We start from the raw sequence: 26,395 nt of genomic DNA, 5'->3' as shown, positions 1-26,395 counted from the left end.
CCCCCGGCGACAGGGACTCATACGGGTGTGTGGCACCCGGCAGGCAATGAGCAGGGGCCCGCCGCAACGACGGAGAGCGCGTGCGCGAAACGGCGTTGCCCCTTACATCCCGGCGGCCTTTTGCCGGGATGCCGGGAGCGCAGGCCACGGCGCGACAGAGGCGGCGCGACCGGAACGGTCGCTGCAAGCCAGGGGTTTTCACGCATCGGACCGTAGCGGCAGCCCGAAACCGCGCCAGCGGGTTCGGCGGAGACTGGCAGGTGCGCCAGCAGCTGCCTGTCGGAGTCGGGCCTGACGACCGGATGCCGCCAGGCAGCCGGGAGCCGAAGGTGCGCGTGCGACAGGAAGTCGCTTAACGTATTGTTTTACATTGATAAAACCAGCTATCCCATTAGCTGTAGCCTACCGGGACAGGCGCTGCCGGCAACGGCGGGGTCTGAAGCTCCCGGGACAACGAGAGCCGGGCGTCAGCCCGGGTAAAGCCCCGTGAGGGGCTTTACCTTGCTGCAAGCATCATGTGGCAGGAGAGCAAGGCTGGTCAGAAGGGTTAACACATGTGAACTGTTGATAAACACCGTTATCGGCAACAGGCCAAAGATGCTGACAGGCCTGAACCAAAAGGTACGGGGTCCGGTTGCTACCTCGCGCACAGGGAGCACATGGGCGCAGAGACCCCCGGTGAAGAGACAGAACCCGCCCTGACCCTCTGTATGTTAAGCGGAACCTGGTAAACCCGTATCGCTGCCTTACAGGCAGGTGAACCGTAAGGAACACTGTAGGCGGTGCGGGCAGAGGAGGACGGAAAAAGCAAATGCCCGGTTGTAATGACCGGGATACGGGGCAGGTTCCCCGACGCGAAAGCGGGCAGACTTCCGTCTGGTCTTTAATTGCATGAAAAGCTGTAAAGCAGTCAAAAGGATATCAGCGAGATGAATACACACATCAGTGTGTCCACGATACCCCACCCGACAGGCTGGCACACCATAGACTGGAAAGCATGCCATGCCCGGGTGCGAAAGCTACAGTTACGGATTGCAAAGGCAACCCGACAGCAACAATGGCGGCAGGTCAGAGAACTACAGCGCATCCTCACCCGCTCATTCTCCGGCAAAGCCGTGGCTGTCAGGCGTGTAACTGAAAATACCGGTAAAAGGACACCCGGTATTGACGGAAAAATATGGCACACACCGAAGGAGAAATGGGAAGGAATATGCAGCCTGAATCTGTGTGGTTACAGGCCACAGCCACTACGGCGAATACATATCCCAAAATCAAACGGCAAAACGCGACCGCTGGGCATACCCACAATGAGGGACCGGGCCATGCAGGCACTGTGGCTGCTGGCTCTGGAACCCGTATCCGAGACCACTGCTGACCATAACAGCTATGGTTTCAGACCAATGCGCAGCACGCATGACGCCATTGAGTCCATTTTTCTGCGGATGAGCCAGAAAGTATCGCCCAAATGGATACTGGAGGGCGATATTAAAGGGTGTTTCGATAACATCAGCCATGACTGGCTGCTTTCCCATATTCCGATGGACAGGAGACTGCTTAAAAAATGGTTGAAAGCAGGTTACATGGAAAGAGGCGTGTTTAACCATACGAACAGCGGGACACCGCAGGGAGGCATCATATCCCCTGTTCTCGCCAACATGGCTCTGGACGGACTGGAGAAGGAACTGATGCAAACGTTCAGGAAAAGTGGTTATCACAGTGCAAAGCACCAGGTGAATTATGTGAGATATGCTGATGATTTCATCTGTTCAGGCAGCTCCCGTGAATTGCTGGAAAATGAGGTCAGACCACTGATTGCAGCTTTCATGCGCGAACGAGGGCTGGAACTGTCGGAAGAAAAAACCGCGATTACACATATAGATAAAGGCTTCGACTTTTTAGGGCAGAACGTCAGGAAGTACAACGGTAAAATGCTGATTAAACCGTCGAAGAAAAACCTGAAGAACTTCCTCTGTAAAGTCAGAGAAATAATTAAACGCAATCCGACGCTCCCGGCATGGAAACTGATAGGCCAGCTAAACCCGGTAATCCGGGGATGGGCTACCTATCACCGACACGTCGTGGCGAAAGAAACATTTAATTATGTCGACACCCAAATCTGGCGAGCTATATGGCGATGGTGTGTAAGAAGGCACCCCCGAAAAGGATTGCGGTGGATCGCCGGACGATACTTCTCCTTTGAAGGCAGGCGCTGGATCTTTAAAGCCATAACCCCGGAAGGGAAAATTCTGACTCTCTTCCGGGCAATGGAAACACCGATAAAGCGCCATATAAAAATCAAAGGCGAAGCAACACCATACACCCCCGGAATGGAAATCTACTTTGAACGTCGTCTGGATCTAATCTGGAAAGGCAAATCAAAGAAGATGAAGACAGTAGTTCAACTCTGGAAGAGGCAGGGGAAACACTGTCCGCAGTGCGGACAACCCATAACCAACCAGACCGGATGGAATATACATCACCGGATCAGGAAAGTTATGGGCGGCAGTGACGAACTGACCAATCTCGAGTTGTTACATCCGAACTGCCACCGACAGTTACACAGCAGGGAAGCCGGTGCTCACCGAAAGCACTTATAAAGGCTTGAGCGGAGTGCGGGGAAACTCGCACGCTCCGTTCTTAGGGGGCGGCGGCGCAGCAATGTGCCGCTGCTACCCGACCCGGCAGACAGAACAACACTGCAGTAGTCAGAATCAGAGCAGTAGATAAAGGAACAACAACATCAGGAACAGTTCCATAACATAAGAAAGAAACACTCCTGAGTCAGACACATCACAGACGGGAAGGGTAACGGGCGACGCGCCAGCGTGGCCCGCTTCCCTTCCGGCAGGCGTCAGCCTGCCAGGGGTTTTCGCGCGGGCTGACAGGCGGCCTCCACCGCCTGCCCCTGTATCACCTGTTTATGCTGCCCTGAAGGATGTAGTGACCGCCGAGGAATACAGCCTGCTGATTCGCCACAAAATCGCAGATTTCATCAACAATCTGCGCAGTGGTGAGCGGTTTCTGCCCCATTTCACGACGCCGCGCATTAATCACGGCTTTGTAATTGCGCAGAATTTCGCGGGTTTCTGTGCTGATATTCATGACATGTGCTCCCCGTCCAGCGCCTGTAACACAACGTCCATTGCTTCGCGTTCTTCCCTGACGAATGCGTCACCGTCGCCCCCGTTCTCGCTCCCGACGGCATACAGGCGCTTCATTTCACTGCCTGCCAGCGCCATCACTTTTTCCAGCATCACCGCCGGAACTGTCACCTGACGGCTGGCGCGCTTTTCTTCCATCAGCTCACGAACAACGTCGTGAACAATGCTGACATCCGCACCATGCGCAAAGGCATCGTCCAGTCGCTGCATGACGGTTTCCAGCTCATCGTCTGTCAGACTCCAGTCCTGGGCTATGTGACGCACATCCCCACGGGTCAGCACCACGGCAAAAACGCATTCACTGTCCGGCACGTCTGTGTTCAGCACTTCGCGGATAATTTCTTTAACAGTACAGTACATGTTCTCGTCTCCTTTACAGGGGCGGCATTGCCGCCCCGTCCGTTAATCAGTCCAGTGCCGCGTAAATCGCGTTGCATTCGGGGTGAAATTCGATGTGACGCCACAACTGCGCATCGCGCATCCGGTAAAGCTGGGTCAGTCCTGCATCCCCGCTGTCGTGGTACAGCCACAACTGGCGGTTAATCACAAGGGAAGTCAGAATGATGCCTGCGGCATCAGCACTCACGGTACGGTCAAACCAGTTTGCACCGTTCACCATGTGGAAACGGTCGCCATCCGGCATCATGTAACCGCCACCGTCCGGCAGGCGGATGAAGTGCCAGAAGCCTCCCTGATATTCCGGCATCATTTTTTGCGCCAGCGCGTACACATACGCCTCGGCATACAGAAAATCGTTGCCAAACAGATACGGTAGAAAGGAGAGACGGTCGCACTCTTCAACGTTCAGAGTGACAGGTTTCGCATATTGCATGATGTTTTCCTCCGTTGTTCACATATTCCGCGACACCGGGCGGTGCCGTGCCTCCATAAAAGCCGGGCGATAAGGCGGGGATGCACAGGGCGCAAGGGAAGCCGCAGCCTGACGCACACGGCTGGCGGGAGTTGGAGGGTGAGACCGCGAAATCTGAGCGGGTGAACGACCGGAAAATCACGGCAGACGGGAAGGAGGGACCGGGTGACCGCAGCGGCGAAGCGTACCCTTGCATCCCTGCCAGCCCGGCTACGATGGAGGCACGGCACAGCCCGCACACGACGCTGAGGCCACATAACTGAAAACCCACAAGGCCATGCCCCGCATGGCCGGGTAAAGCGGAGCCGGCGGCGACTTCCTTTGTGCTCTGTCCGGGGACCGGCAGGAAAAAGGCGGGGATTTACCCCGCCAACGTCATCATTTCCGGATTTTTGCCAGGGCATCCGCCATGCTGCGGATTTCGGCCCGGGCTTCCCGGACCACCTCCCGCAGAACACCACGGTCAAACCAGCGGCGGGGCGGTTCATCCGGTATACGCAGCACATCGCAGGCCAGCCCACTGGACAGGATATGCTCAATACAATCGCTGACCAGGTACATTTCCACCGACGAAAAACGTGCTCCCCGGTTCACGATGGCATCGAGCACCACGGGCAGGTTTTCGTCATCTTCATCGAGCCAGCAGGGGTGATCGCTTTCCTTCACAACCAGACGAAAGCGGCGCGTCTGGCGAGTCAGCAACGTCTGACCGGTGGTGGTCAGCGCCGCCCGGATACGCCGCGCATCTTCTGCCACCCGGCAACTGACACTGCGTACCGCATCGCGCACCGCCGCAAGTACAGCCCTGATTTCGTCTTCGGTCAGCCATTCTCCGGCATACGGGAAAGACACCTGCGTTCCGTCTGCCGGAAGTACCGGCAGCGACTGCCACTGACTGCCGGACAGTACCAGTTCCGCCCCGGTTCCGGTCAGTTTCTGAATGGCGGAGGCCAGGAGCGGCGGCAGTACGCCGCCGTGACGGTTGATAAGTAACGTCGCCAGCCGGGGCGCATCCAGCAGAACATAAATGCTGATCCAGCCCGGATACTTCGGGTTACGCTGGTCAACATCCGTCTCTTCCGGCCAGCCCTGCGCCAGCAGCAGGTTGCGGGCGTGACGACAAATCAGTGCGTTCAGCGTGCTGTTTTCGTTCATGATTAAGCGTTCTCCCTGTATCGCCGCCCGCAGGGCAGGCGGCGATAACATCAGTCGTTTTCGTGTGTGTTGTTTTTCAGCAGGGTGCGGGCCTGATTAACCACCTCCTGACGGCGGGTGACGCATTCCGGGACGGCGAGGCCATGATCCCGGGCGGCCCATTCACGTTTCCACAATGCCTGTTCAGCGGTCTGAATCAGGGACGCCAGCAGTTCAGCAGGGACGGTCACCAGGCGGTTTTCGCTCTCGTTGCGGATAATCTCCATCACCGCAGCGGAAGAAATACCGGACTCAATCCGCTGGTCTTCCGGGATGTCCTCCAGGCGTGCCAGGACGGTCCTGATTTCATGACCGGTCAGAGAAATTTCCATACCGTCAGCCAGTGCCTGAATCTCTTCCGGGGACCAGATAACCAGCATCAGCGGCATGTCTCCCGGATACTTTACTGCCAGCTCCCGGCATAGCGTTTCGCATGTTCCGTACATTCTCGTCTCCTTCTCAATCTTTAAAGCACGCTTCCAGTTCCAGAATTTCGGTATATGCCTCCATCAGGAGGCGGTTTGCGCGAAACAGCGTCTGACGCACCAGACGTTCCGGCAGGGTGTCGGCATTAAAGCTGTACCGCTGCTCCATCTCATTCATGGTTGTACGCAGGTCGCACATGGCATTGGCCACCTCCGCCACTTCGGCGCGCAGTTTTTCGTGTCCTGCATAGTTCATTTACGCAGCCTCCGGCATAAACCAGTCATCATTCGCGGCCCCCTGCTGCATGGCCCGTTGCACGGCGGCAAGGCGTTGCTGCCCGGCACGGTGATACTGCTCAAGCAGCTCGATACCGATATACCGGCGTCCGGACTGGAGGGCGGCGACGCAGGTTGAGCCGCTGCCTGCAAACGGGTCCAGCACAATTGCGTTCGGGTGTGTGAAGCTCTCAATCAGCGGTTGCAGGCTGGTAACGGGCTTTTCCGTCGGGTGATGGCGATTGCCCGAATATTTCCAGCCCAGCACGTCCGGCAGCGGGTTTTGTGGCAGACGTGGACGGCCTTTTGCCAGGATGTAGGCACATTCGTGGCGATAGCCCACATATGCGGCCTTCGATGTGTAGTTTTTGGTGAAGACCAGGTGACCAACAACGCTGAATCCCGCATTTTTCCAGGCGGCCATAAAGCGATCGACGCGGTTCCAGCCATAGAAGCTCACCATTAACGCGTCTTTTTTGAGTACGCGGTACATTTCATTACAGGCTGGTTGCAGCCATTCATCGGTTTTATCGCCGGCGATGGTGCGCCCGGAACGGTCACGGAAACCGACGAGATACGGCGGGTCGGTGAGGATGAAATCGACAGCATTGCCCGGAAACGTGGCCATAACACGCACGCAGTCACCCAGGATAAAACGGGACATAACAGCACTCCTTCTCTTACAGAGGGCACCGGGAGGGCACCCCTGTGGTGCCCGTTCCCCGCTGCCTGTGGGCTGTTCACCGCGTCCGGTAACGGGTCAGGCCGACCGTGGAATACCGCAGCCGTCGTCTTTTTGACGGCGAGGATATGCCGCGAAAGCGGCTTGAAGGGCGTTCATCAGAAAAGGGCGACGGGCTGGCGTACACTGTCACCAACGCCAGCCGGGAGCGGTAAAAGCGCCCGTCCCGTGCCCGGCCGGACGCGGGACACTGACCACAGGCAGCGTTCCTGCCGCGCCGCGTCAGCCGGCGCAGTAAAAAGAGGAGCCCGGCGACATCTTTTGTTACCCGCCAAACAAAACCCAAAAACAACCCATACCCAACCCAATAAAACACCAAAACAAGACAAATAATCATTGATTGATGGTTGAAATGGGGTAAACTTGACAAACAAACCCACTTAAAACCCAAAACATACCCAAACACACACCAAAAAAACACCATAAGGAGTTTTATAAATGTTGGTATTCATTGATGACGGTTCAACAAACATCAAACTACAGTGGCAGGAAAGCGACGGAACAATTAAACAGCACATTAGCCCGAACAGCTTCAAACGCGAGTGGGCAGTCTCTTTTGGTGATAAAAAGGTCTTTAACTACACACTGAACGGCGAACAGTATTCATTTGATCCAATCAGCCCGGATGCTGTAGTCACAACCAATATCGCATGGCAATACAGCGACGTTAATGTCGTTGCAGTGCATCACGCCTTACTGACCAGTGGTCTGCCGGTAAGCGAAGTGGATATTGTTTGCACACTTCCTCTGACAGAGTATTACGACAGAAATAACCAACCCAATACGGAAAATATTGAGCGTAAGAAAGCAAACTTCCGGAAAAAAATTACATTAAATGGCGGGGATACATTCACAATAAAAGATGTAAAAGTCATGCCTGAATCTATACCGGCAGGTTATGAAGTTCTACAAGAACTGGATGAGTTAGATTCTTTATTAATTATAGATCTCGGGGGCACCACATTAGATATTTCTCAGGTAATGGGGAAATTATCGGGGATCAGTAAAATATACGGAGACTCATCTCTTGGTGTCTCTCTGGTTACATCTGCAGTAAAAGATGCCCTTTCTCTTGCGAGAACAAAAGGAAGTAGCTATCTTGCTGACGATATAATCATTCACAGAAAAGATAATAACTATCTGAAGCAACGAATTAATGATGAGAACAAAATATCAATAGTCACCGAAGCAATGAATGAAGCACTTCGTAAACTTGAGCAACGTGTATTAAATACGCTCAATGAATTTTCTGGTTATACTCATGTTATGGTTATAGGCGGTGGCGCAGAATTAATATGCGATGCAGTAAAAAAACACACACAGATTCGTGATGAACGTTTTTTCAAAACCAATAACTCTCAATATGATTTAGTTAACGGTATGTATCTCATAGGTAATTAATGATGGACAAGCGCAGAACCATTGCCTTCAAACTAAATCCAGATGTAAATCAAACAGATAAAATTGTTTGTGATACACTGGACAGTATCCCGCAAGGGGAACGAAGCCGCCTTAACCGGGCCGCACTGACGGCAGGTCTGGCCTTATACAGACAAGATCCCCGGACCCCTTTCCTTTTATGTGAGCTGCTGACGAAAGAAACCACATTTTCAGATATCGTGAATATATTGAGATCGCTATTTCCAAAAGAGATGGCCGATTTTAATTCTTCAATAGTCACTCAATCCTCTTCACAACAAGAGCAAAAAAGTGATGAAGAGACCAAAAAAAATGCGATGAAGCTAATAAATTAATTCAATTATTATTGAGTTCCCTTTATCCACTATCAGGCTGGATAAAGGGAACTCAATCAAGTTATTTTCTTACCAGTCATTACATAATCGTTATTATGAAATAATCGTTTGCACTGTCTCTGTTATTCAGGCAATTTCAATAAAGGCACTTGCTCACGCTCTGTCATTTTCTGAAACTCTTCATGCTGCATTTCGATTTTTCTTCTAAAATCATAACTTGCATACCTGTTCTTTTTATGTATATCCAGATCTATTTTTGTGACGAGTTCAAACCACAATGATAGCACTCCCCATGCAGCGTTATGAAACATTTCCGCAACAGATTTAGAGTCTGTATTAACCGCTTCAGTCATGTAGTCGCTAATACGTTCTGCAGTGATTTTCGTTATTTCATCGTAATTCATTTTATCCCCTACAAGACTATTTAATGGAATGAAAAATATTTGGTCTGATAACAATGCTCCTGAATTAACACCTGCAGGCTATGTTAAAGTTGCCCTCACACACAATCTACCTGTTTTCTCGTGTGTGTCACAGGGGCACTGTTGCAAATAGTCGGTGGTGATAAACTTATCATCCCCTTTTGCTGATGGAGCTGCACATGAACCCATTCAAAGGCCGGCATTTTCAGCGTGACATCATTCTGTGGGCCGTACGCTGGTACTGCAAATACGGCATCAGTTACCGTGAGCTGCAGGAGATGCTGGCTGAACGCGGAGTGAATGTCGATCACTCCACGATTTACCGCTGGGTTCAGCGTTATGCGCCTGAAATGGAAAAACGGCTGCGCTGGTACTGGCGTAACCCTTCCGATCTTTGCCCGTGGCACATGGATGAAACCTACGTGAAGGTCAATGGCCGCTGGGCGTATCTGTACCGGGCCGTCGACAGCCGGGGCCGCACTGTCGATTTTTATCTCTCCTCCCGTCGTAACAGCAAAGCTGCATACCGGTTTCTGGGTAAAATCCTCAACAACGTGAAGAAGTGGCAGATCCCACGATTCATCAACACGGATAAAGCGCCCGCCTATGGTCGCGCGCTTGCTCTGCTCAAACGCGAAGGCCGGTGCCCGTCTGACGTTGAACACCGACAGATTAAGTACCGGAACAACGTGATTGAATGCGATCATGGCAAACTGAAACGGATAATCAACGCCACGCTGGGATTTAAATCCATGAAGACGGCTTACGCCACCATCAAAGGTATTGAGGTGATGCGTGCACTACGCAAAGGCCAGGCCTCAGCATTTTATTATGGTGATCCCCTGGGCGAAATGCGCCTGGTAAGCAGAGTTTTTGAAATGTAAGGCCTTTGAATAAGACAAAAGGCTGCCTCATCGCTAACTTTGCAACAGTGCCTTCCGACATTCAGTCTCTGCCGGATTTGACCTGTTATGTCACCCTGCCCGGACCGTATCCGGCAGTAAAACTCTCACTGAAATATCAGGCACGTCCGAAGGTTGCCCCTGAGTTTATTCCGCGTGACATCAACCCGGAAATGGAGAACCGCCTGAGCGCCGTACTTGCCGCAAGGGAAGCAGAAGGTCGTCAGATGGCCAGCCTCTTCGAACCGGATGTGCCGGAAGTTGTTTCCGGAGAAGACGTGACTCAGGCTGAACAGCCGCAACAGCCGCAACAGCCGCAACAGCCGCAACAGCCGCAACAGCCGCAACAGCCGCAACAGCCGCAACAGCCGCAACAGCCGCAACAGCCGCAACAGCCGGTGTCTCCCGCCATCAACGATAAGAAGTCAGATTCAGGTGTGAATGTTCCGGCAGGGGGGATCGAGCAGGAGCTGAAAATGAAACCGGAAGAAGAGATGGAACAGCAACTGCCACCCGGGATCAGTGAATCCGGTGAAGTGGTGGATATGGCCGCTTATGAGGCATGGCAACAGGAAAATCATCCGGACATCCAGCAGCAGATGCAGCGTCGTGAAGAGGTGAACATTAATGTGCACCGGGAGCGCGGGGAGGATGTTGAGCCGGGAGATGATTTCTGATGATGAGTATCGCGCAGGTCAGATCGGCCGGAAGTGCCGGTAACTATTATACCGACAAGGATAATTACTATGTGCTGGGCAGCATGGGAGAACGCTGGGCCGGCAGGGGGGCTGAACAGCTGGGACTGCAGGGCAGTGTCGATAAGGATGTTTTTACCCGTCTTCTGGAGGGAAGGCTGCCGGACGGAGCGGATCTAAGCCGCATGCAGGATGGCAGTAACAGGCATCGTCCCGGCTACGACCTGACCTTCTCCGCCCCCAAAAGTGTCTCCATGATGGCCATGTTAGGTGGCGATAAGCGCCTGATTGATGCACATAACCAGGCCGTGGACTTTGCTGTTCGTCAGGTGGAGGCGCTGGCCTCCACACGGGTGATGACGGACGGACAGTCAGAAACGGTGCTGACCGGTAATCTGGTGATGGCACTGTTTAACCACGACACTAGTCGCGATCAGGAACCACAGTTACACACGCATGCGGTGGTGGCTAATGTCACGCAGCATAACGGTGAGTGGAAGACACTGAGCAGTGACAAAGTGGGGAAAACGGGGTTCATTGAGAATGTGTACGCTAATCAGATTGCCTTTGGCAGGCTCTATCGGGAAAAACTGAAAGAGCAGGTTGAGGCGCTGGGCTATGAAACCGAAGTGGTGGGTAAGCACGGTATGTGGGAGATGCCGGGCGTACCGGTGGAGGCCTTTTCCGGACGCTCACAGGCTATCCGAGAGGCCGTCGGGGAAGATGCCTCGCTAAAATCCCGGGATGTGGCGGCACTGGATACGCGAAAATCCAAACAGCACGTCGATCCTGAAGTCAGAATGGCTGAATGGATGCAGACGCTGAAGGAAACCGGGTTCGACATCCGGGCATATCGTGACGCGGCGGATCAGCGTGCGGAGACCCGCACGCAGGCGCCCGGGGCTGTTTCACAGGAGGGGCCGGATGTGCAGCAGGCGGTGACACAGGCGATTGCCGGATTAAGTGAACGAAAAGTGCAGTTTACGTACACGGACGTGCTGGCCAGAACAGTCGGCATACTGCCGCCGGAAAATGGTGTGATTGAACGGGCACGCGCCGGTATCGATGAGGCCATCAGCCGTGAGCAACTCATCCCCCTTGACCGTGAGAAGGGGCTGTTCACGTCCGGGATTCATGTGCTCGATGAACTGTCAGTCCGGGCACTCAGTCGCGATATCATGAAACAGAACCGGGTGACCGTACATCCGGAGAAAAGTGTCCCCCGGACGGCCGGCTACAGTGATGCCGTCAGTGTTCTGGCACAGGACCGTCCGTCGCTGGCCATTGTGTCCGGGCAGGGCGGTGCAGCCGGGCAGCGTGAGCGGGTGGCTGAACTGGTCATGATGGCCCGGGAGCAGGGGCGGGAGGTGCAGATTATCGCTGCTGACCGTCGCTCGCAGATGAACCTGAAGCAGGATGAACGGCTGTCCGGTGAGCTGATAACCGGACGTCGTCAGCTGCCGGAAGGCATGGCCTTCACGCCGGGCAGTACTGTTATCGTTGACCAGGGCGAAAAACTCTCCCTGAAAGAGACGTTAACCCTGCTAGACGGTGCCGCACGTCATAACGTACAGGTCCTGATAACCGACAGCGGGCAGCGAACCGGTACAGGCAGTGCGCTGATGGCCATGAAGGATGCCGGGGTTAACATATATCGCTGGCAGGGCGGAGAGCAACGACCGGCAACCATCATCAGTGAACCGGACCGTAATGTCCGCTATGCCCGGCTGGCCGGGGACTTTGCGGCCAGCGTGAAAGCCGGAGAAGAGAGCGTGGCACAGGTCAGCGGGGTACGGGAACAGGCCATACTGACACAGGCCATTCGCAGTGAGCTGAAAACACAGGGCGTGCTCGGACACCCGGAGGTAACCATGACCGCCCTGTCACCGGTCTGGCTGGACAGCCGGAGCCGTTATCTGCGGGATATGTACCGCCCGGGAATGGTGATGGAGCAGTGGAACCCGGAGACACGCAGTCATGACCGCTATGTTATCGACCGGGTGACGGCGCAGAGTCACAGCCTGACCCTGCGGGATGTGCAGGGCGAAACGCAGGTGGTGCGTATTTCCTCCCTGGACAGCAGCTGGTCGCTGTTCCGGCCGGAAAAAATGCCGGTGGCAGACGGCGAGCGACTGAGGGTGACCGGGAAAATTCCCGGACTCCGAGTCTCCGGCGGTGACCGCCTGCAGGTGGCATCCGTCAGTGAAGATGTGATGACGGTTGTTGTGCCGGGGCGGGCTGAACCGGCCTCCCTGCCTGTGAGCGATTCACCGTTCACGGCACTGAAGCTGGAGAATGGCTGGGTGGAAACGCCCGGGCATTCCGTCAGCGACAGTGCGAAGGTTTTTGCCTCCGTCACACAGATGGCAATGGACAAGGCCACCCTGAACGGTCTGGCCCGCAGCGGTCGTGATGTCCGGCTGTATTCCTCACTGGATGAAACCCGTACTGCGGAAAAACTTGCCCGCCATCCGTCCTTTACGGTGGTTTCTGAGCAGATAAAGGCGCGGGCCGGTGAGACATCGCTGGAAACGGCTATCAGTCATCAGAAGTCCGCACTTAACACGCCGGCACAGCAGGCCATTCATCTTGCCCTTCCGGTGGTGGAAAGTAAAAACCTGGCCTTCAGCCATGTGGACCTGCTGACAGAGGCAAAGTCGTTTGCTGCAGAAGGAACCAGTTTTGCTGACCTGGGGCGGGAAATCGATGCGCAGATAAAACGGGGCGATTTACTGCATGTGGATGTGGCAAAAGGTTATGGCACAGACCTGCTGGTTTCCCGTGCGTCGTATGAGGCTGAAAAAAGCATTCTTCGCCATATTCTCGAAGGTAAGGAGGCGGTCACGCCGCTGATGGAGAGAGTACCTGGCGAACTCATGGAGAAACTGACATCAGGACAGCGCGCCGCCACCCGCATGATACTGGAAACGCCCGACCGTTTCACGGTGGTGCAGGGCTATGCCGGTGTGGGTAAGACCACACAGTTCCGGGCGGTGATGTCAGCCGTGAACATGCTGCCGGAGAGTGAGCGTCCCCGTGTCGTTGGGCTGGGCCCCACGCACCGTGCGGTCGGGGAGATGCGCAGCGCCGGCGTGGATGCACAGACACTGGCGTCCTTTCTGCATGACACGCAACTGCAGCAGCGCAGCGGAGAAACGCCGGATTTCAGCAACACGCTGTTCCTGCTCGATGAGAGCTCAATGGTGGGCAATACCGACATGGCACGGGCATACGCCCTGATTGCGGCCGGTGGTGGTCGTGCCGTGGCCAGCGGTGACACGGACCAGCTGCAGGCCATCGCGCCCGGTCAGCCTTTCCGTCTCCAGCAGACGCGCAGTGCTGCCGATGTGGCCATCATGAAGGAGATTGTGCGTCAGACGCCGGAACTGCGGGAGGCGGTATACAGCCTGATTAACCGGGATGTGGAAAGGGCACTGTCCGGGCTTGAGAGTGTGAAACCGTCTCAGGTGCCACGTCAGGAGGGCGCATGGGCACCGGAGCACTCCGTGACGGAGTTCAGTCACAGCCAGGAAGCAAAACTGGCAGAAGCGCAGCAGAAGGCGATGCTGAAAGGCGAGGCTTTCCCGGATGTCCCCATGACACTGTATGAAGCCATTGTCCGCGACTATACCGGCAGGACACCGGAAGCACGGGAGCAGACGCTGATTGTCACGCACCTGAATGAGGACCGGCGCGTGCTGAACAGCATGATTCATGATGCACGGGAAAAGGCCGGTGAGCTGGGAAAAGAGCAGGTCATGGTGCCTGTCCTGAACACAGCGAATATACGTGACGGAGAACTGCGTCGTCTTTCCACCTGGGAGACACATCGGGACGCACTTGCCCTGGTGGATAATGTGTATCACCGGATTGCCGGTATCAGCAGGGATGACGGGCTGATAACCCTGCAGGATGCGGAAGGTAACACGCGGCTGATTTCGCCCCGGGAGGCGGTGGCTGAAGGTGTCACACTGTACACCCCGGACAAAATCCGGGTGGGGACCGGTGACCGGATGCGCTTCACGAAGAGTGACCGGGAGCGTGGTTATGTGGCCAACAGCGTCTGGACGGTGACAGCGGTATCCGGTGACAGTGTCACGCTGTCGGACGGACAGCAGACCCGGGTGATTCGCCCCGCCCAGGAGCAGGCAGAGCAACATATTGACCTGGCCTATGCCATCACCGCCCACGGTGCGCAGGGTGCGAGTGAAACCTTTGCCATTGCGCTTGAAGGCACGGAAGGTAACCGGAAACTGATGGCCGGCTTTGAGTCAGCCTACGTGGCCCTGTCGCGTATGAAGCAGCATGTGCAGGTGTACACCGATAACCGTCAGGGCTGGACGGATGCCATTAACAATGCCGTACAGAAAGGAACTGCCCACGATGTGCTGGAGCCGAAACCGGACCGGGAGGTCATGAATGCAGAGCGGCTGTTTAGTACGGCGCGGGAGCTGCGGGACGTGGCGGCAGGGCGTGCCGTTCTTCGTCAGGCGGGGCTTGCCGGGGGAGACAGTCCTGCACGGTTTATTGCACCGGGGCGTAAATATCCACAGCCGTATGTGGCACTGCCGGCGTTTGACCGTAACGGCAAATCAGCCGGCACTGTTGCAAAGTTAGCGATGAGGCAGCCTTTTGTCTTATTCAAAGGCCTTACATTTCAAAAACTCTGCTTACCAGGCGCATTTCGCCCAGGGGATCACCATAATAAAATGCTGGGCACTGTTGCAAATAGTCGGTGGTGATAAACTTATCATCCCCTTTTGCTGATGGAGCTGCACATGAACCCATTCAAAGGCCGGCATTTTCAGCGTGACATCATTCTGTGGGCCGTACGCTGGTACTGCAAATACGGCATCAGTTACCGTGAGCTGCAGGAGATGCTGGCTGAACGCGGAGTGAATGTCGATCACTCCACGATTTACCGCTGGGTTCAGCGTTATGCGCCTGAAATGGAAAAACGGCTGCGCTGGTACTGGCGTAACCCTTCCGATCTTTGCCCGTGGCACATGGATGAAACCTACGTGAAGGTCAATGGCCGCTGGGCGTATCTGTACCGGGCCGTCGACAGCCGGGGCCGCACTGTCGATTTTTATCTCTCCTCCCGTCGTAACAGCAAAGCTGCATACCGGTTTCTGGGTAAAATCCTCAACAACGTGAAGAAGTGGCAGATCCCGCGATTCATCAACACGGATAAAGCGCCCGCCTATGGTCGCGCGCTTGCTCTGCTCAAACGCGAAGGCCGGTGCCCGTCTGACGTTGAACACCGACAGATTAAGTACCGGAACAACGTGATTGAATGCGATCATGGCAAACTGAAACGGATAATCGGCGCCACGCTGGGATTTAAATCCATGAAGACGGCTTACGCCACCATCAAAGGTATTGAGGTGATGCGTGCACTACGCAAAGGCCAGGCCTCAGCATTTTATTATGGTGATCCCCTGGGCGAAATGCGCCTGGTAAGCAGAGTTTTTGAAATGTAAGGCCTTTGAATAAGACAAAAGGCTGCCTCATCGCTAACTTTGCAACAGTGCCAAAAATAGTCCTTCAGTGGGACGAAATGATCCGGACCGCTGGCTCCCTGAAGCTGGGCAAAGTACAGGCTTCAGTGCTGGTCCGTTCATTGCTGAAAAGTGAACGTCCTTCCGGACTGACTCAGGCAATCATTGAAGTGGGGCGCATCAACAAAACGCTGTATCTGCTTAATTATATTGATGATGAAGATTACCGCCGGCGCATTCTGACCCAGCTTAATCGGGGAGAAAGTCGCCATGCCGTTGCCAGAGCCATCTGTCACGGTCAAAAAGGTGAGATAAGAAAACGATATACCGACGGTCAGGAAGATCAACTGGGCGCACTGGGGCTGGTCACTAACGCCGTCGTGTTATGGAACACTATTTATATGCAGGCAGCCCTGGATCATCTCCGGGCGCAGGGTGAAACACTGAATGATGAAGATATCGCACGCCTCTCCCCGCTTTGCCACGGACATATCAATATGCTCGGCCATTATTCCTTCACGCTGGCAGAACTGGTGACCAAAGGACATCTGAGACCATTAAAAGAGGCGTCAGAGGCAGAAAACGTTGCTTAACGTGAGTTTTCGTTCCACTGAGCGTCAGACCCCAATACGTGCGCAACAACCGTCTTCCGGAGCCTGTCATACGCGTAAAACAGCCAGCGCTGGCGCGATTTAGCCCCGACGTATCCCCACTGTTCGTCCATTTCCGCGCAGACGATGACGTCACTGCCCGGCTGTATGCGCGAGGTTACCGACTGCGGCCTGAGTTTTTTAAATGGCGGAAAATCGTGTTGAGGCCAACGCCCATAATGCGGGCGGTTGCCCGGCATCCAACGCCATTCATGGCCATATCAATGATTTTCTGGTGCGTACCGGGTTGAGAAGCGGTGTAAGTGAACTGCAGTTGCCATGTTTTACGGCAGTGAGAGCAGAGATAGCGCTGATGTCCGGCGGTGCTTTTGCCGTTACGCACCACCCCGTCAGTAGCTGAACAGGAGGGACAGCTGATAGAAACAGAAGCCACTGGAGCACCTCAAAAACACCATCATACACTAAATCAGTAAGTTGGCAGCATCACCGGAACTTCAAAACTGCGCAAAACACGCAAATACGCACAAGAAAGTAGGGCTGCGCTTGGAATTCGGAAAATAAACCACATCAAAACTACTTTTTAGCCAAATAACGTTTGGGAATCACCAGAATGGTGGGACAACAGCGGTTTTAGTGCCCTAAATCGTACGTTTTCATCCAGTTGCCCCTCAAACCCCATGTTCAAGTCAGAATAGTGGACAGGCGGCCAAGAACTTCGTTCATGATAGTCTCCGGAACCCGTTCGAGTCGTTTTCCGCCCCGTGCTTTCATATCAATTGTCCGGGGTTGATCGCAACGTACAACACCTGTGGTACGTATGCCAACACCATCCAACGACACCGCAAAGCCGGCAGTGCGGGCAAAATTGCCTCCGCTGGTTACGGGCACAACAACAGGCAGGCGGGTCACGCGATTAAAGGCCGCCGGTGTGACAATCAGCACCGGCCGCGTTCCCTGCTGCTCATGACCTGCGGTAGGATCAAGCGAGACAAGCCAGATTTCCCCTCTTTCCATGTCAGATTTCCTCCTGACCAGTCGCCGGTGCATCCAGCCATTCTCGTTCTTCAGCTGATATTTCAGCATTCGGATCACACTGTGCCAGTAGCTCAGCCAGTGAATATTGCGGGCGTCTGTACGGCTCAACAATCAGCCGGCCATTATCAATGACCATGCCAACTTCATTATCTGTGCCCAGAGACAGCGCATTCAGCAGTGCCGGTGGGACGGTCAGCATAACTGAGCCGCCAACCCTCTTCAGTCGGGTGGTATGCATTCTTCACCTCCATAAAAGTTATATTTAAATATAACATCCACTAAAAAAACACACCAGGCTTTAACGCACAATGTTTAATAAAAATATAACTTTCAACCAAACAGTAAACCCAGCGTGGTTGCTTCCATATGCAGCAATACCGGCAGCAGCAGGCCACCACTTCTGATCCTGGCCACTGATGTAATCAACCCCACCAGGAACAGTTCTGCCAGTGTCAGCAGGTTCTGATACTGGCTGTGCGCGGCGACGAACAACAACGACGTTATCAGCGCCCCCAGCCACATCGTCCAGCAGTACCGTGAACGGAAGACGTTCAGCATAATCCCCCGGAACAGCGTTTCCTCATTCAACGGGGCAAGGATAAAGATGGTCAGCAACGTCAGGATCACGTCAGGTATGGACTTATCGGCAAAAAGTTTCGTCATAAATGGCTCAGCAGGCAGAGCCAGCGCCTTACCGAGCAGAAATACACCGACATACACCACGGCCATCGCACCGACCAGCCACGGTACGCCAACGTTGCGCAGCTGACCAACGACCGGTAGCGGAGCTATCCAACGGCGGTATACCAGGAAAACACACAGCAGGTACATCAGAACAGTACCATGACTGAAGAACAAATAGTTTTTTCCTGATCCATAAAGCAGAACGGCCTGCTCCATGACAAATCTGGCTCCCCAACTAATGCCCCATGCAGCCAGCATAACCAGCATAAACTGCAGATATTGATTACGTGTTTGAATCATTGCATCGCCTGTAAATTTTTAACTTGTCCTATTTTTGTCATTACCACGTATATACACATGTATAACAATTCAGATATCGTTACCAGGATATGCCGCATCAGCGGCATGGAAGGCGGCACTCTGTTGTTTCATATGATACAGGAGTAAAACCGCCGAAGCCCGGCGTAAGCCGGTACTGATTGATAGATTTCACCTTACCCATCCCCAGCCCTGCCAGACCATACCCGCTTTCAGCCATGAGAGAGCTTCTGTGCGCGGTCGGAGTGGTCCCGACGAGGGTTTACCCGAAGTCGGGGCGTATCTCCGCGTTAGCGGGCCGTGAGGGCCGCTTACGAGCGTGTACTGAGAACTTCCAGCGAGAAGACTGACAGCGATGAAGATGTAGTTACAACATTCATAATTAAAAGCGACTCTGTTCCGGCCCTTTGGGCCGGGGCGGGGCCGCTTTTCAGTTATGAGGGAGGGGCTTTGTGGTTTCGGTTCTGCGCTGGACCGGGGTTTTTCTGGAGGTTGTTTTTGTGTGTTGTAACTAAAGTGGCTCCGGTCGGGGCCCGCCGCTTGCGGTGGGAGGTGCATATCTGTCTGTCCACAGGACAGGCAGTGAATAGGTTTTCTTTTTAAATGAATGTAATTAAGTAGTTTAAAGGAGATATAAACAGGTGTTTAAAAGATACATTGCACCCTGTAAGACTGGCGGCTGGCGCTTTATGACATGAACGGTTGTAACCTTATGGGGAAGTCCCTTGCAGTTAAATGTGGATAAGCAAAATTCCCCGTCGCTGAGGCGCATTTTGTATTAAAAACAGGGGGAACCGGATGCTCCAGAAGGTGGATAGTGAGGTTGTTTTTTGTATGTGGTGCTGATTTTTTGTTCGCTGGCAGGCTTCAGGCGTGCGAATGCCTCCGGTTCGGGCCGGATTATTCAGAAGAGGTCACTTTCAGGGGGAAGCTGTGGCCAGCCGGCTGTAATTGCGGTTACGTGACAGAATCATGCGCTCCTTCACACGACGCTCCACTTCACGTTTTACCGCCTCACGACTGGCAGTGAAGCGCCCTTCCGCGATTTCGCGCGTCAGCTGCCGTTTCACCAGGGTGATAATATCCTGACGTTCCCTGTCCGCATCACGACGCGCACGGGCACGCTTTATTCCCCGGGACTTAAGCTCTGTCTGGTAACTGCGGAAACGCTCACGAACAAAACGCCAGGCTTTCGCTATCAGTTCATCCATGCCCAGGGTATCCAGCCCCTGCTTTTTGCGTTGTCTGTTTTCCCATTCCACACGGCTGCGGCGTGCGGAAGCCACCGCCACCTCAGACACATCGAGAGCGGCAAACAGCGCCGGTGTGAACGTGATATCGGTCGGAATGTTGCAACCAATAAGCGGGTCATATTCCGTCTGGTAGGTAATCAGACCCAGCTCAGCCAGGGACGTCAGGGCACGGGTGGCACGGGTGATGGAGAGTACTCCGGCATCAGACTCCGTCGCCAGTCCACACTCAATGGCCAGCGTGGTGATGGAGCACTGGACACGGTTGGCCAGCGGATCATAGTGAAAACAGAGCCCCTGCAGCAGCGCATCAATAGCCCGACGACGCAGTACCGGTGGCATGCGCCGACGCAGACCACGCGAACGGGCATGTGCCACATGAATGGCGAAATCAAAACGGGAGGTGAAGCCTACCGCCTTTTCCATCAGTTTTTCGCAAAACTTCAGCGTTCCGGCACCTTCACGGGGTGTAAACACCGGATTCGGGTTCTTTACCTGGCGGTAATAAGTTTGTTGAAGATCAGTCACACCATCCTGCACTTATGTTGCACAGAAGGAGTGAGCACAGAAAGAAGTCTTGAACTTTTCCGGGCATATAACTATACTCCCCGCATAGAGCAACAGCTTCTATGCAGTTTCTTGTTAGCCCCGGTAATCTTTCTGACTCGCCAAAGTTAAAGAAGATTATCGGGGTTTTCGCTTTTCTGGCTCCTGTACATCCACATCAGAACCAGTTCCCTGCCACCTTATGGCGTGGCCAGCCACAAAATTCCTTAAACGATCAGCAATCTATCACGCACACCACAAACAGGCAAGAATGTGATGTCGCTACATTTTAGTTAGCTGAAAGCACTCTTCTGCTTTATCAGTTCAGCAATCATCTCAGCCTGAGTAACACCTTCAGCGTCACACATCTCCTGTAATTGCGCTTTTAACGCAGCAGGAATGAACACTCTGAGTTCTTTATGTGTGGCACGTTTTCTTGCCAGAGATGCCTGCTGACGTTCTGCAAGCGTCAGAGGATTACCTTTTCGGTATGCTCGCTTTGTACCTGATGAGGAAGTCACTGCATTTTCTGTCTGCGACATCTCGCCTCCTCAATTCTCAAACAGGGATCGTTTCGCAGAGGATACTACAGTTTTTTGAAATCAGCGACTTGAAAGTTGTGATGATGATCTGTGTTGGCGCACAAATCATGTCTGATTACGACCGTTTAATGTGATTTTGATGATGAAATGACTGAAAAACAGGAAATGCCTTAACCTGGATGCCGGCCCCGGGCGGGACCGGCTGTTTCTGGCATGTCGGGTGTCTGCCCCTGAAATACCTCACACTTCCGGAAAGCGGGGACTTCCGTCCCCGCCCGGCAGCTTACTTCCGTGCTTCGTAGGCCAGAGTTACCTGCACCACTGTATTTCCCCTGTGAATATTCAGTTCACATAACCGTTCCCTGAATATCAGTGAAAAACACAATACCGTGGCACACACGGCGAGCAACCCGATAAGGGCATATTTCGTCATAAACTTTGACCTCTCTGCAAAGAAGAGGCTACAATCAGTAGTGCTAAGTACTTCATGCAGACCTCACGAGTTAATGGATTAACGAGTGGGGTCTTCGCATTTCTGGTACCTGCGTCTTGCCTGAACCAGAAAGGCTCAGACACCCGCCGCGATAATACCACATTCCTGTCTGGTTACGACGACCTCCATGCCCCTGCTTTTTATTGCAGAAACGCCGGGAGCGGGGAAAACTTGCTTTTTCCCGTTTCCGGGGTTGGACAACTGAGCAACGCGAAGGCGTCAGTGTCCGGAGTTCTGCCACATATCAGTAACTCCCGTACCACCACTCATCGTCGCTTTTTTCCAGAATAATGGTGATACTCCTGACGTCGTCCGGCAGTATTTCCCGGCAGAATCTGGCCGGAAGCGTAAACGTGCCCGAAGACAGCCTTACCCCTTCTTCATAGGAGTCCGTCAGTTTCAGCCTGATTTTCCGGATTTCTGAATCAAGTTCAGCAATAATAAATTCCTGCTTCCCCCGAACGGCAACCGTCACATAACACCCGGCAGAGCCTGAGTCTGTTCGTCTTATCGATAACCGGGTCTTGCTTGCATATCTGTACGGCGCTTTCTGTCTTGTCATGGAAATAAATGCCATTATTGATTTTCGACCTTTCTGTTTTTATAAATAAAATAAATATCATTTTATTCTGGCAGTCTTACCAGATGATTTTATTTCCCTGAATTTTCATTACCCCGCGACGGACCAGTTCATCCCGGATACCTCTGGTCAGGACATCACGCCATTCACCGCGCATCTGTGATTTTAAATAATTATTAAATGTCTTTTCTGTTACCGGCATATTACGAACCTCCCGCGCTGCCTGTTGAATTTTGTTTGCCCACCGGATAACGATATCCATGTCGGGTGCAGCCATCTTTACTGATGACGCCTTATCCGGGGAGACGCGACGGCAGCGAATCCCGCGCGCCTGCAGTGTCCGGACAATACCGTCATATCCCTTGTCAGCGGAAACAATATGGTATTCCTTCTCCGGCCCGTAGTGGCATACACACTGCCCCAGCTCCAGCACCAGATGAAAATCAACATTGTTCCGGGAGACTTCACTGACATGCCGGAGTGTGATTTTTACTGCTTCAGGGAAAGCGTTTACTGGCAGTGCCACATTATTCTGTTTCGCACCCGCGAATATAATTAACTCCGTATATATATTTAAGGAAATTTCTGTCAGGTTACTGCAGTTCTCGTAATCGATAAAGGCAATCACCTGTTGCTTCTCTGATTTTCCGGTCGCCATTTTCTCTTCCTGATTAACAGACTTCACAACCAGATAAAAGAGTCATAAATAACACTTAACATCGCCTGATATTAACAGCCGGGCAACGTGATGTTATTATTTTGCTCTCCTTACTGAATGCATTTGTCCCTGACAGGACAACACTGACCGTCACATGACGGTCTTTTTTATCCATCTGACAGTTTATGGTCACAAAAAACATTCTGACAGATATTAACCACGTAATGACTGTGTATTATCTTTCTTCCCGCAACCTCCCGGCATTAACCGGTGGTAGCTTCACAGGGTTGATGTACAGAGCATTCATTCAATGTCAGTAATACGCTATGAATGATTTTTGGCCTCCTTTGCTCAGGGGAAGTCTTTTTTTTGCCGTTTTTTTTCATTATCTCCGTCGCTGACAGCGTTCGGCTCTCTGCCGTGCAAACTGCTGCCAGTCTGTACGGGGAGCAACACGGGCAGCCAGGAGCCACGCTTCAGCGGCCTCCTTCCGGAATCCCCTGACCTCCAGGCTGACGGCACGGCTTCCGGCACGCTGCCAGCGCCAGACCTGACCGTTCCGTGAACTGTTTCTGAATCCATTCATCTTTATCACTCCTCTTTAACCCGTCAGTATTATGGTGTTAAATAATCTACTGAATTGGCTTCCTTTCGGGTACGGAAGTTATTTCCTTTTAAGCCTTATTTCCCTGCCTCCTCTCTGATGGAGGCTTTTTTTTATTTCTCATCAAGCACGGCCTGAAGTTCTGCCTTTATCCGGTTCTGGCGGCGGATTTTATCCAGACGCGCTGCCGCATACGCTTCCTCCTCCTGAGAAATATGCTCCGTCACATACCCTTCCGTGTCATACCGGCAGGCACCGGCTTTCATGGCACACAGATAGCTTTCTGAACGGGTGATGGCCTTCAGCGCCCTGCGCAGTTTTTTATGCGAGAGCGGGATATTCCGCTGCGCCACGTCTTCCAGTAACACGTCCCGGATACCGCAGGCCAGAAGCCGGGGCGTGTCACCGTCAAACAATCCCGGCCACCAGGGTTTCAGGGTATTCACGGCCTCATCCAGCGTGGGCAGATTCAGATAAATGGACAGTGCCTGTCTGGCCTGCGCTTTTTTTGCCGCCAGCTCTGCTTCCCGGGCTGCTTTCTCGGCCAGCTTCTGCTTTTTCACCTTCCACTTTGGTGGCGTGGTGACATTGATGATGGTTTTCCGCCTGCGGACAGGCGTCTCCCCTTCCGTTTTCCGCTTCAGTGTCAGTACCGGTCGCTTCTGCTCTGTCATGCTGTGTTCTGCCTCTGACGAATCATCCTCTTGCGGTCAAAGATACCACACCCGTCACAGCGCCAGAACGCCCAGCACAGCCAGATGACAGGCGTAGAATACCGGGAAAAAATCCCCGGGCCAGAAACGGGGTAATGATTTTCCTGCACACGACACCAGACCAACGGTCAGCACCGTCATCACAAGACCGGCCACCGCCGCTGCATCACTGGTGGCAAGGTTAAGCGCCGGAATAACAGCCAGCAGGCAGGCGACCAGCGCCAGACGTTCCGCTCTGTCTTCCGCCCGGTACAGCCGGTGGCTGACTGCCAGCATCAGCAGCCCGGCAATGCCGTAACTGGTGCCGGACAAAGGCCCCCACAGCGCCATCAGAAGAATGGCCGCTGCTGTACGCCACCCACTGCGCGTTTCACACCACGTCAGCACCTGTGCCGCCACTGCAAAGGCAAACAGGATATTCCCCTCATACCAGGGAAAGCCTGCCAGATAATATGCGAACTGGGCAATAATCCCCCATCCCCACAGCCGGTTAATGGCCGGTTGCCGGATATGCGCATGACGGGACAGATTCAGCCCCCACACCAGGGCAAACAGCGGAAAGGCTCCACGCCCGGCCAGAAACATCCATTCCTGCTTCAGCTGGAATATCAGATTGATGTGGTCCAGTACCATCAGCACCAGTGCCACCGTTTTGATGATATCCCGCTGTCCGGGTGACCAGACCAGCAACGACTGCAACCAGGTATCGGTCCGGGCAGCCAGTGAATCGTTACGTGTCGTGTTCGTGTTATCCGTTGTCATCAGCGTTTGCCTTCCTGTATCAGTCTCCGCCCAGGGTTTTCTCTTTCTGCAGGTCACGGACCATATCCCGCTCCATCTGCTGCAGACGCTCCTGCAGCAGATTTTCCCGGGCAACCTCCCGGACCGCTTCCCGCTCCCGTTGTGGTTCACGCAGCACACTCTCCGGCAGCGCAGTTTCCCGTTCAGTTATGGCAGCCCGCTCACGCACCTGCCCGGCAATCTCCCTGACAGCCTGCTCTGTTTTGCCATCCGGCAGGTCAGGTTTGTTCTCTGCCATTTTACGGACAATTTCATCCGCACGGCGTTCCGTTTCACGGCGGATGGCCTCTTCAGCCTGCCGCTGTGCCAGTACCTCTGCCGTGACCGGCTCGCCATTTCCGGCTCCCGGCTGGACGCTGTTGTCCGGGATATCCCCCCACACGCGGCCACCGGTGATGGCACCGGGATTCCACGGACGGCCTTCACCGGCGATTCTTACCACCACACCACTGTCAGGATTATCACGGGCAATCCGGACACCATCCTGCATATTATCAGCCAGCAGGCTTTCTCCGTTACGGCTGCCCTGCAGGGCCACGAACTGCGCATCCCCGCTGCCTTTCACACGGCCTTCACCACTGAATCCCCGCAGCCCGTTTCCATCATCCGAGGTCAGCGGGTTCAGCCAGATACCGGCTGATTGGCACTGTTGCAAAGTTAGCGATGAGGCAGCCTTTTGTCTTATTCAAAGGCCTTACATTTCAAAAACTCTGCTTACCAGGCGCATTTCGCCCAGGGGATCACCATAATAAAATGCTGAGGCCTGGCCTTTGCGTAGTGCACGCATCACCTCAATACCTTTGATGGTGGCGTAAGCCGTCTTCATGGATTTAAATCCCAGCGTGGCGCCGATTATCCGTTTCAGTTTGCCATGATCGCATTCAATCACGTTGTTCCGGTACTTAATCTGTCGGTGTTCAACGTCAGACGGGCACCGGCCTTCGCGTTTGAGCAGAGCAAGCGCGCGACCATAGGCGGGCGCTTTATCCGTGTTGATGAATCGCGGGATCTGCCACTTCTTCACGTTGTTGAGGATTTTACCCAGAAACCGGTATGCAGCTTTGCTGTTACGACGGGAGGAGAGATAAAAATCGACAGTGCGGCCCCGGCTGTCGACGGCCCGGTACAGATACGCCCAGCGGCCATTGACCTTCACGTAGGTTTCATCCATGTGCCACGGGCAAAGATCGGAAGGGTTACGCCAGTACCAGCGCAGCCGTTTTTCCATTTCAGGCGCATAACGCTGAACCCAGCGGTAAATCGTGGAGTGATCGACATTCACTCCGCGTTCAGCCAGCATCTCCTGCAGCTCACGGTAACTGATGCCGTATTTGCAGTACCAGCGTACGGCCCACAGAATGATGTCACGCTGAAAATGCCGGCCTTTGAATGGGTTCATGTGCAGCTCCATCAGCAAAAGGGGATGATAAGTTTATCACCACCGACTATTTGCAACAGTGCCCAGCATTTTATTATGGTGATCCCCTGGGCGAAATGCGCCTGGTAAGCAGAGTTTTTGAAATGTAAGGCCTTTGAATAAGACAAAAGGCTGCCTCATCGCTAACTTTGCAACAGTGCCAAATATCGTGCCAGCTGAAGCTCATCCGGTTCACCGGT

General features: G+C 53.7%; 29 protein-coding genes and 7 pseudogenes. 11 read left to right on the top strand and 25 right to left on the bottom strand.

Going from position 1 to position 26,395, the window contains the following annotated elements; translation table 11 throughout:
• The first annotated feature begins 46 nt into the window (after positions 1-46).
• Together KB890_RS27890 and ltrA are read left to right on the top strand one after the other, a co-directional pair.
• Positions 47-295 carry a hypothetical protein gene (locus KB890_RS27890; RefSeq protein WP_071557811.1) on the top strand — a complete coding sequence of 83 codons (249 nt, stop codon included), beginning with the start codon at positions 47-49 and terminating at the stop codon, positions 293-295.
• A 634-nt stretch (positions 296-929) separates the two neighbouring features.
• A complete protein-coding gene (gene ltrA, locus KB890_RS27430; protein WP_012372796.1) occupies positions 930-2,597 on the top strand; it encodes a group II intron reverse transcriptase/maturase in 1,668 nt (555 codons plus the stop codon).
• A gap of 313 nt (positions 2,598-2,910) precedes the next feature.
• Here the strand turns inward: ltrA and KB890_RS27425 are convergent, their stop codons facing one another.
• The 8 genes from KB890_RS27425 to KB890_RS27390 form a co-directional block, all read right to left on the bottom strand.
• The gene (locus tag KB890_RS27425; RefSeq protein WP_001027493.1) at positions 2,911-3,102 is read right to left on the bottom strand and encodes a hypothetical protein; all 192 of its coding nucleotides are present in this window, start codon (positions 3,100-3,102) and stop codon (positions 2,911-2,913) included.
• A complete protein-coding gene (locus tag KB890_RS27420) occupies positions 3,099-3,521 on the bottom strand; it encodes a DUF1380 family protein (RefSeq protein WP_000271762.1) in 423 nt (140 codons plus the stop codon). Before KB890_RS27420 ends, KB890_RS27425 begins: the two co-directional genes overlap by 4 nt.
• 46 nt (positions 3,522-3,567) lie before the next feature.
• Complete coding sequence (locus KB890_RS27415; RefSeq protein ID WP_001198928.1) at positions 3,568-3,993, bottom strand: antirestriction protein; 426 nt, start codon at positions 3,991-3,993, stop codon at positions 3,568-3,570.
• A 417-nt stretch (positions 3,994-4,410) separates the two neighbouring features.
• Positions 4,411-5,187, bottom strand: a complete 777-nt coding sequence (locus tag KB890_RS27410) for a hypothetical protein (RefSeq protein ID WP_001383963.1) — start codon at positions 5,185-5,187, stop codon at positions 4,411-4,413.
• A 50-nt stretch (positions 5,188-5,237) separates the two neighbouring features.
• The gene (locus KB890_RS27405) at positions 5,238-5,672 is read right to left on the bottom strand and encodes a DUF1380 family protein (RefSeq protein WP_000274503.1); all 435 of its coding nucleotides are present in this window, start codon (positions 5,670-5,672) and stop codon (positions 5,238-5,240) included.
• Positions 5,673-5,685: 13 nt separating this feature from the next.
• The gene (locus tag KB890_RS27400) at positions 5,686-5,907 is read right to left on the bottom strand and encodes a hypothetical protein (RefSeq protein WP_001104881.1); all 222 of its coding nucleotides are present in this window, start codon (positions 5,905-5,907) and stop codon (positions 5,686-5,688) included.
• The gene (locus KB890_RS27395; protein ID WP_000085883.1) at positions 5,908-6,591 is read right to left on the bottom strand and encodes a DNA methylase; all 684 of its coding nucleotides are present in this window, start codon (positions 6,589-6,591) and stop codon (positions 5,908-5,910) included. It lies immediately after the preceding gene.
• A gap of 76 nt (positions 6,592-6,667) precedes the next feature.
• On the bottom strand, positions 6,668-6,895 hold the full coding sequence (locus KB890_RS27390) for a hypothetical protein (RefSeq protein ID WP_170942586.1): 228 nt from the start codon (positions 6,893-6,895) through the stop codon (positions 6,668-6,670).
• On the opposite strand from KB890_RS27390, the gene KB890_RS27775 reads away from it, so the two are divergent.
• The 3 genes from KB890_RS27775 (at position 6,796) to KB890_RS27380 (ending at position 8,423) form a co-directional block, all read left to right on the top strand.
• Positions 6,796-7,002, top strand: a complete 207-nt coding sequence (locus KB890_RS27775) for a hypothetical protein (RefSeq protein WP_306173356.1) — start codon at positions 6,796-6,798, stop codon at positions 7,000-7,002. The genes KB890_RS27390 and KB890_RS27775 overlap by 100 nt on opposite strands.
• Before the next feature lie 105 nt (positions 7,003-7,107).
• Positions 7,108-8,070: a plasmid segregation protein ParM gene (parM, locus tag KB890_RS27385; protein WP_000959884.1), complete on the top strand. Its 963-nt coding sequence runs from the start codon at positions 7,108-7,110 to the stop codon at positions 8,068-8,070.
• 2 nt (positions 8,071-8,072) lie between these two features.
• Positions 8,073-8,423 carry a plasmid partitioning/stability family protein gene (locus KB890_RS27380; RefSeq protein ID WP_000361389.1) on the top strand — a complete coding sequence of 117 codons (351 nt, stop codon included), beginning with the start codon at positions 8,073-8,075 and terminating at the stop codon, positions 8,421-8,423.
• Between the two features lie 122 nt (positions 8,424-8,545).
• On the opposite strand, the gene KB890_RS27375 is transcribed toward KB890_RS27380, so the two are convergent.
• The gene (locus KB890_RS27375) at positions 8,546-8,827 is read right to left on the bottom strand and encodes a hypothetical protein (RefSeq protein ID WP_001333089.1); all 282 of its coding nucleotides are present in this window, start codon (positions 8,825-8,827) and stop codon (positions 8,546-8,548) included.
• 197 nt (positions 8,828-9,024) lie between these two features.
• Between KB890_RS27375 and KB890_RS27370 the strand changes: the two genes are divergently transcribed.
• From KB890_RS27370 to traI, 3 genes and pseudogenes are all read left to right on the top strand, one after another.
• The gene (locus KB890_RS27370) at positions 9,025-9,729 is read left to right on the top strand and encodes an IS6-like element IS26 family transposase (RefSeq protein ID WP_001067858.1); all 705 of its coding nucleotides are present in this window, start codon (positions 9,025-9,027) and stop codon (positions 9,727-9,729) included.
• A gap of 53 nt (positions 9,730-9,782) precedes the next feature.
• A pseudogene (locus tag KB890_RS27365) lies at positions 9,783-10,424 on the top strand (conjugal transfer protein TraD); the annotation flags it as partial.
• Positions 10,424-15,043 (top strand): annotated as a pseudogene (gene traI / locus KB890_RS27360) (conjugative transfer relaxase/helicase TraI); the annotation flags it as partial. The pseudogenes KB890_RS27365 and traI, both read left to right, overlap by 1 nt.
• Before the next feature lie 49 nt (positions 15,044-15,092).
• Here traI and KB890_RS27885 read toward each other — a convergent pair.
• A pseudogene (locus tag KB890_RS27885) lies at positions 15,093-15,164 on the bottom strand (hypothetical protein); the annotation flags it as partial.
• A gap of 56 nt (positions 15,165-15,220) precedes the next feature.
• Here KB890_RS27885 and KB890_RS27355 point away from each other — a divergent pair.
• A complete protein-coding gene (locus tag KB890_RS27355) occupies positions 15,221-15,925 on the top strand; it encodes an IS6-like element IS26 family transposase (protein ID WP_001067855.1) in 705 nt (234 codons plus the stop codon).
• A 59-nt stretch (positions 15,926-15,984) separates the two neighbouring features.
• Positions 15,985-16,503, top strand: a pseudogene (locus KB890_RS27350) (Tn3 family transposase); the annotation flags it as partial.
• A 62-nt stretch (positions 16,504-16,565) separates the two neighbouring features.
• On the opposite strand, the pseudogene KB890_RS27345 reads toward KB890_RS27350, so the two are convergent.
• The 15 genes and pseudogenes from KB890_RS27345 to KB890_RS27275 all read right to left on the bottom strand — a co-directional run.
• A pseudogene (locus KB890_RS27345) lies at positions 16,566-16,987 on the bottom strand (IS1 family transposase); the annotation flags it as partial.
• A 248-nt stretch (positions 16,988-17,235) separates the two neighbouring features.
• Complete coding sequence (pemK-mt, locus tag KB890_RS27340) at positions 17,236-17,568, bottom strand: type II toxin-antitoxin system toxin endoribonuclease PemK-mt (RefSeq protein ID WP_000439434.1); 333 nt, start codon at positions 17,566-17,568, stop codon at positions 17,236-17,238.
• Position 17,569: 1 nt separating this feature from the next.
• Entirely contained in the window at positions 17,570-17,827 is a 258-nt protein-coding gene (gene pemI, locus KB890_RS27335) for a type II toxin-antitoxin system antitoxin PemI (RefSeq protein WP_000557619.1), read from the bottom strand.
• A 92-nt stretch (positions 17,828-17,919) separates the two neighbouring features.
• Positions 17,920-18,573 (bottom strand): CPBP family intramembrane glutamic endopeptidase, encoded by a 654-nt coding sequence (locus KB890_RS27330; RefSeq protein ID WP_000616807.1) that lies wholly within the window; start codon positions 18,571-18,573, stop codon positions 17,920-17,922.
• 938 nt (positions 18,574-19,511) lie between these two features.
• Positions 19,512-20,369, bottom strand: a complete 858-nt coding sequence (gene repA, locus KB890_RS27325) for an incFII family plasmid replication initiator RepA (protein ID WP_032495102.1) — start codon at positions 20,367-20,369, stop codon at positions 19,512-19,514.
• The gene (gene tap, locus KB890_RS27770) at positions 20,362-20,436 is read right to left on the bottom strand and encodes a RepA leader peptide Tap (RefSeq protein ID WP_001375168.1); all 75 of its coding nucleotides are present in this window, start codon (positions 20,434-20,436) and stop codon (positions 20,362-20,364) included. The genes repA and tap overlap by 8 nt, the downstream gene beginning before the upstream one ends.
• Positions 20,437-20,680: 244 nt before the next feature.
• Positions 20,681-20,929, bottom strand: a complete 249-nt coding sequence (locus KB890_RS27315) for a replication regulatory protein RepA (protein WP_000083837.1) — start codon at positions 20,927-20,929, stop codon at positions 20,681-20,683.
• A 283-nt stretch (positions 20,930-21,212) separates the two neighbouring features.
• Positions 21,213-21,362 carry a Hok/Gef family protein gene (locus KB890_RS27310; RefSeq protein ID WP_001312851.1) on the bottom strand — a complete coding sequence of 50 codons (150 nt, stop codon included), beginning with the start codon at positions 21,360-21,362 and terminating at the stop codon, positions 21,213-21,215.
• A 304-nt stretch (positions 21,363-21,666) separates the two neighbouring features.
• Positions 21,667-21,999, bottom strand: coding sequence for a hypothetical protein (locus KB890_RS27305; RefSeq protein ID WP_152916585.1), 333 nt, complete (start codon positions 21,997-21,999; stop codon positions 21,667-21,669).
• Positions 22,000-22,060: 61 nt separating this feature from the next.
• Positions 22,061-22,660, bottom strand: coding sequence for a PIN domain-containing protein (locus KB890_RS27300; RefSeq protein ID WP_032083981.1), 600 nt, complete (start codon positions 22,658-22,660; stop codon positions 22,061-22,063).
• 385 nt (positions 22,661-23,045) lie between these two features.
• Positions 23,046-23,246 carry a hypothetical protein gene (locus KB890_RS27295; RefSeq protein ID WP_015059022.1) on the bottom strand — a complete coding sequence of 67 codons (201 nt, stop codon included), beginning with the start codon at positions 23,244-23,246 and terminating at the stop codon, positions 23,046-23,048.
• A gap of 131 nt (positions 23,247-23,377) precedes the next feature.
• On the bottom strand, positions 23,378-23,938 hold the full coding sequence (locus KB890_RS27290; RefSeq protein ID WP_000139328.1) for a fertility inhibition protein FinO: 561 nt from the start codon (positions 23,936-23,938) through the stop codon (positions 23,378-23,380).
• Between the two features lie 54 nt (positions 23,939-23,992).
• Entirely contained in the window at positions 23,993-24,739 is a 747-nt protein-coding gene (gene traX / locus KB890_RS27285; protein WP_000205770.1) for a conjugal transfer pilus acetylase TraX, read from the bottom strand.
• 19 nt (positions 24,740-24,758) lie between these two features.
• Positions 24,759-25,421: pseudogene (locus KB890_RS27280) on the bottom strand (conjugative transfer relaxase/helicase TraI domain-containing protein); the annotation flags it as partial.
• A 51-nt stretch (positions 25,422-25,472) separates the two neighbouring features.
• A complete protein-coding gene (locus KB890_RS27275) occupies positions 25,473-26,177 on the bottom strand; it encodes an IS6-like element IS26 family transposase (RefSeq protein WP_001067855.1) in 705 nt (234 codons plus the stop codon).
• 56 nt (positions 26,178-26,233) lie between these two features.
• On the opposite strand from KB890_RS27275, the pseudogene KB890_RS27880 reads away from it, so the two are divergent.
• Positions 26,234-26,305 (top strand): annotated as a pseudogene (locus KB890_RS27880) (hypothetical protein); the annotation flags it as partial.
• Positions 26,306-26,395: the final 90 nt, after the last annotated feature.

The sequence above is a fragment of the Klebsiella sp. P1954 genome (genome assembly GCF_018199955.1).
Lineage (GTDB): Bacteria > Pseudomonadota > Gammaproteobacteria > Enterobacterales > Enterobacteriaceae > Klebsiella > Klebsiella pneumoniae.
Note: the sequence above shows the minus strand (reverse complement) of the source record. Positions and strands in the feature narration are given on the sequence as shown.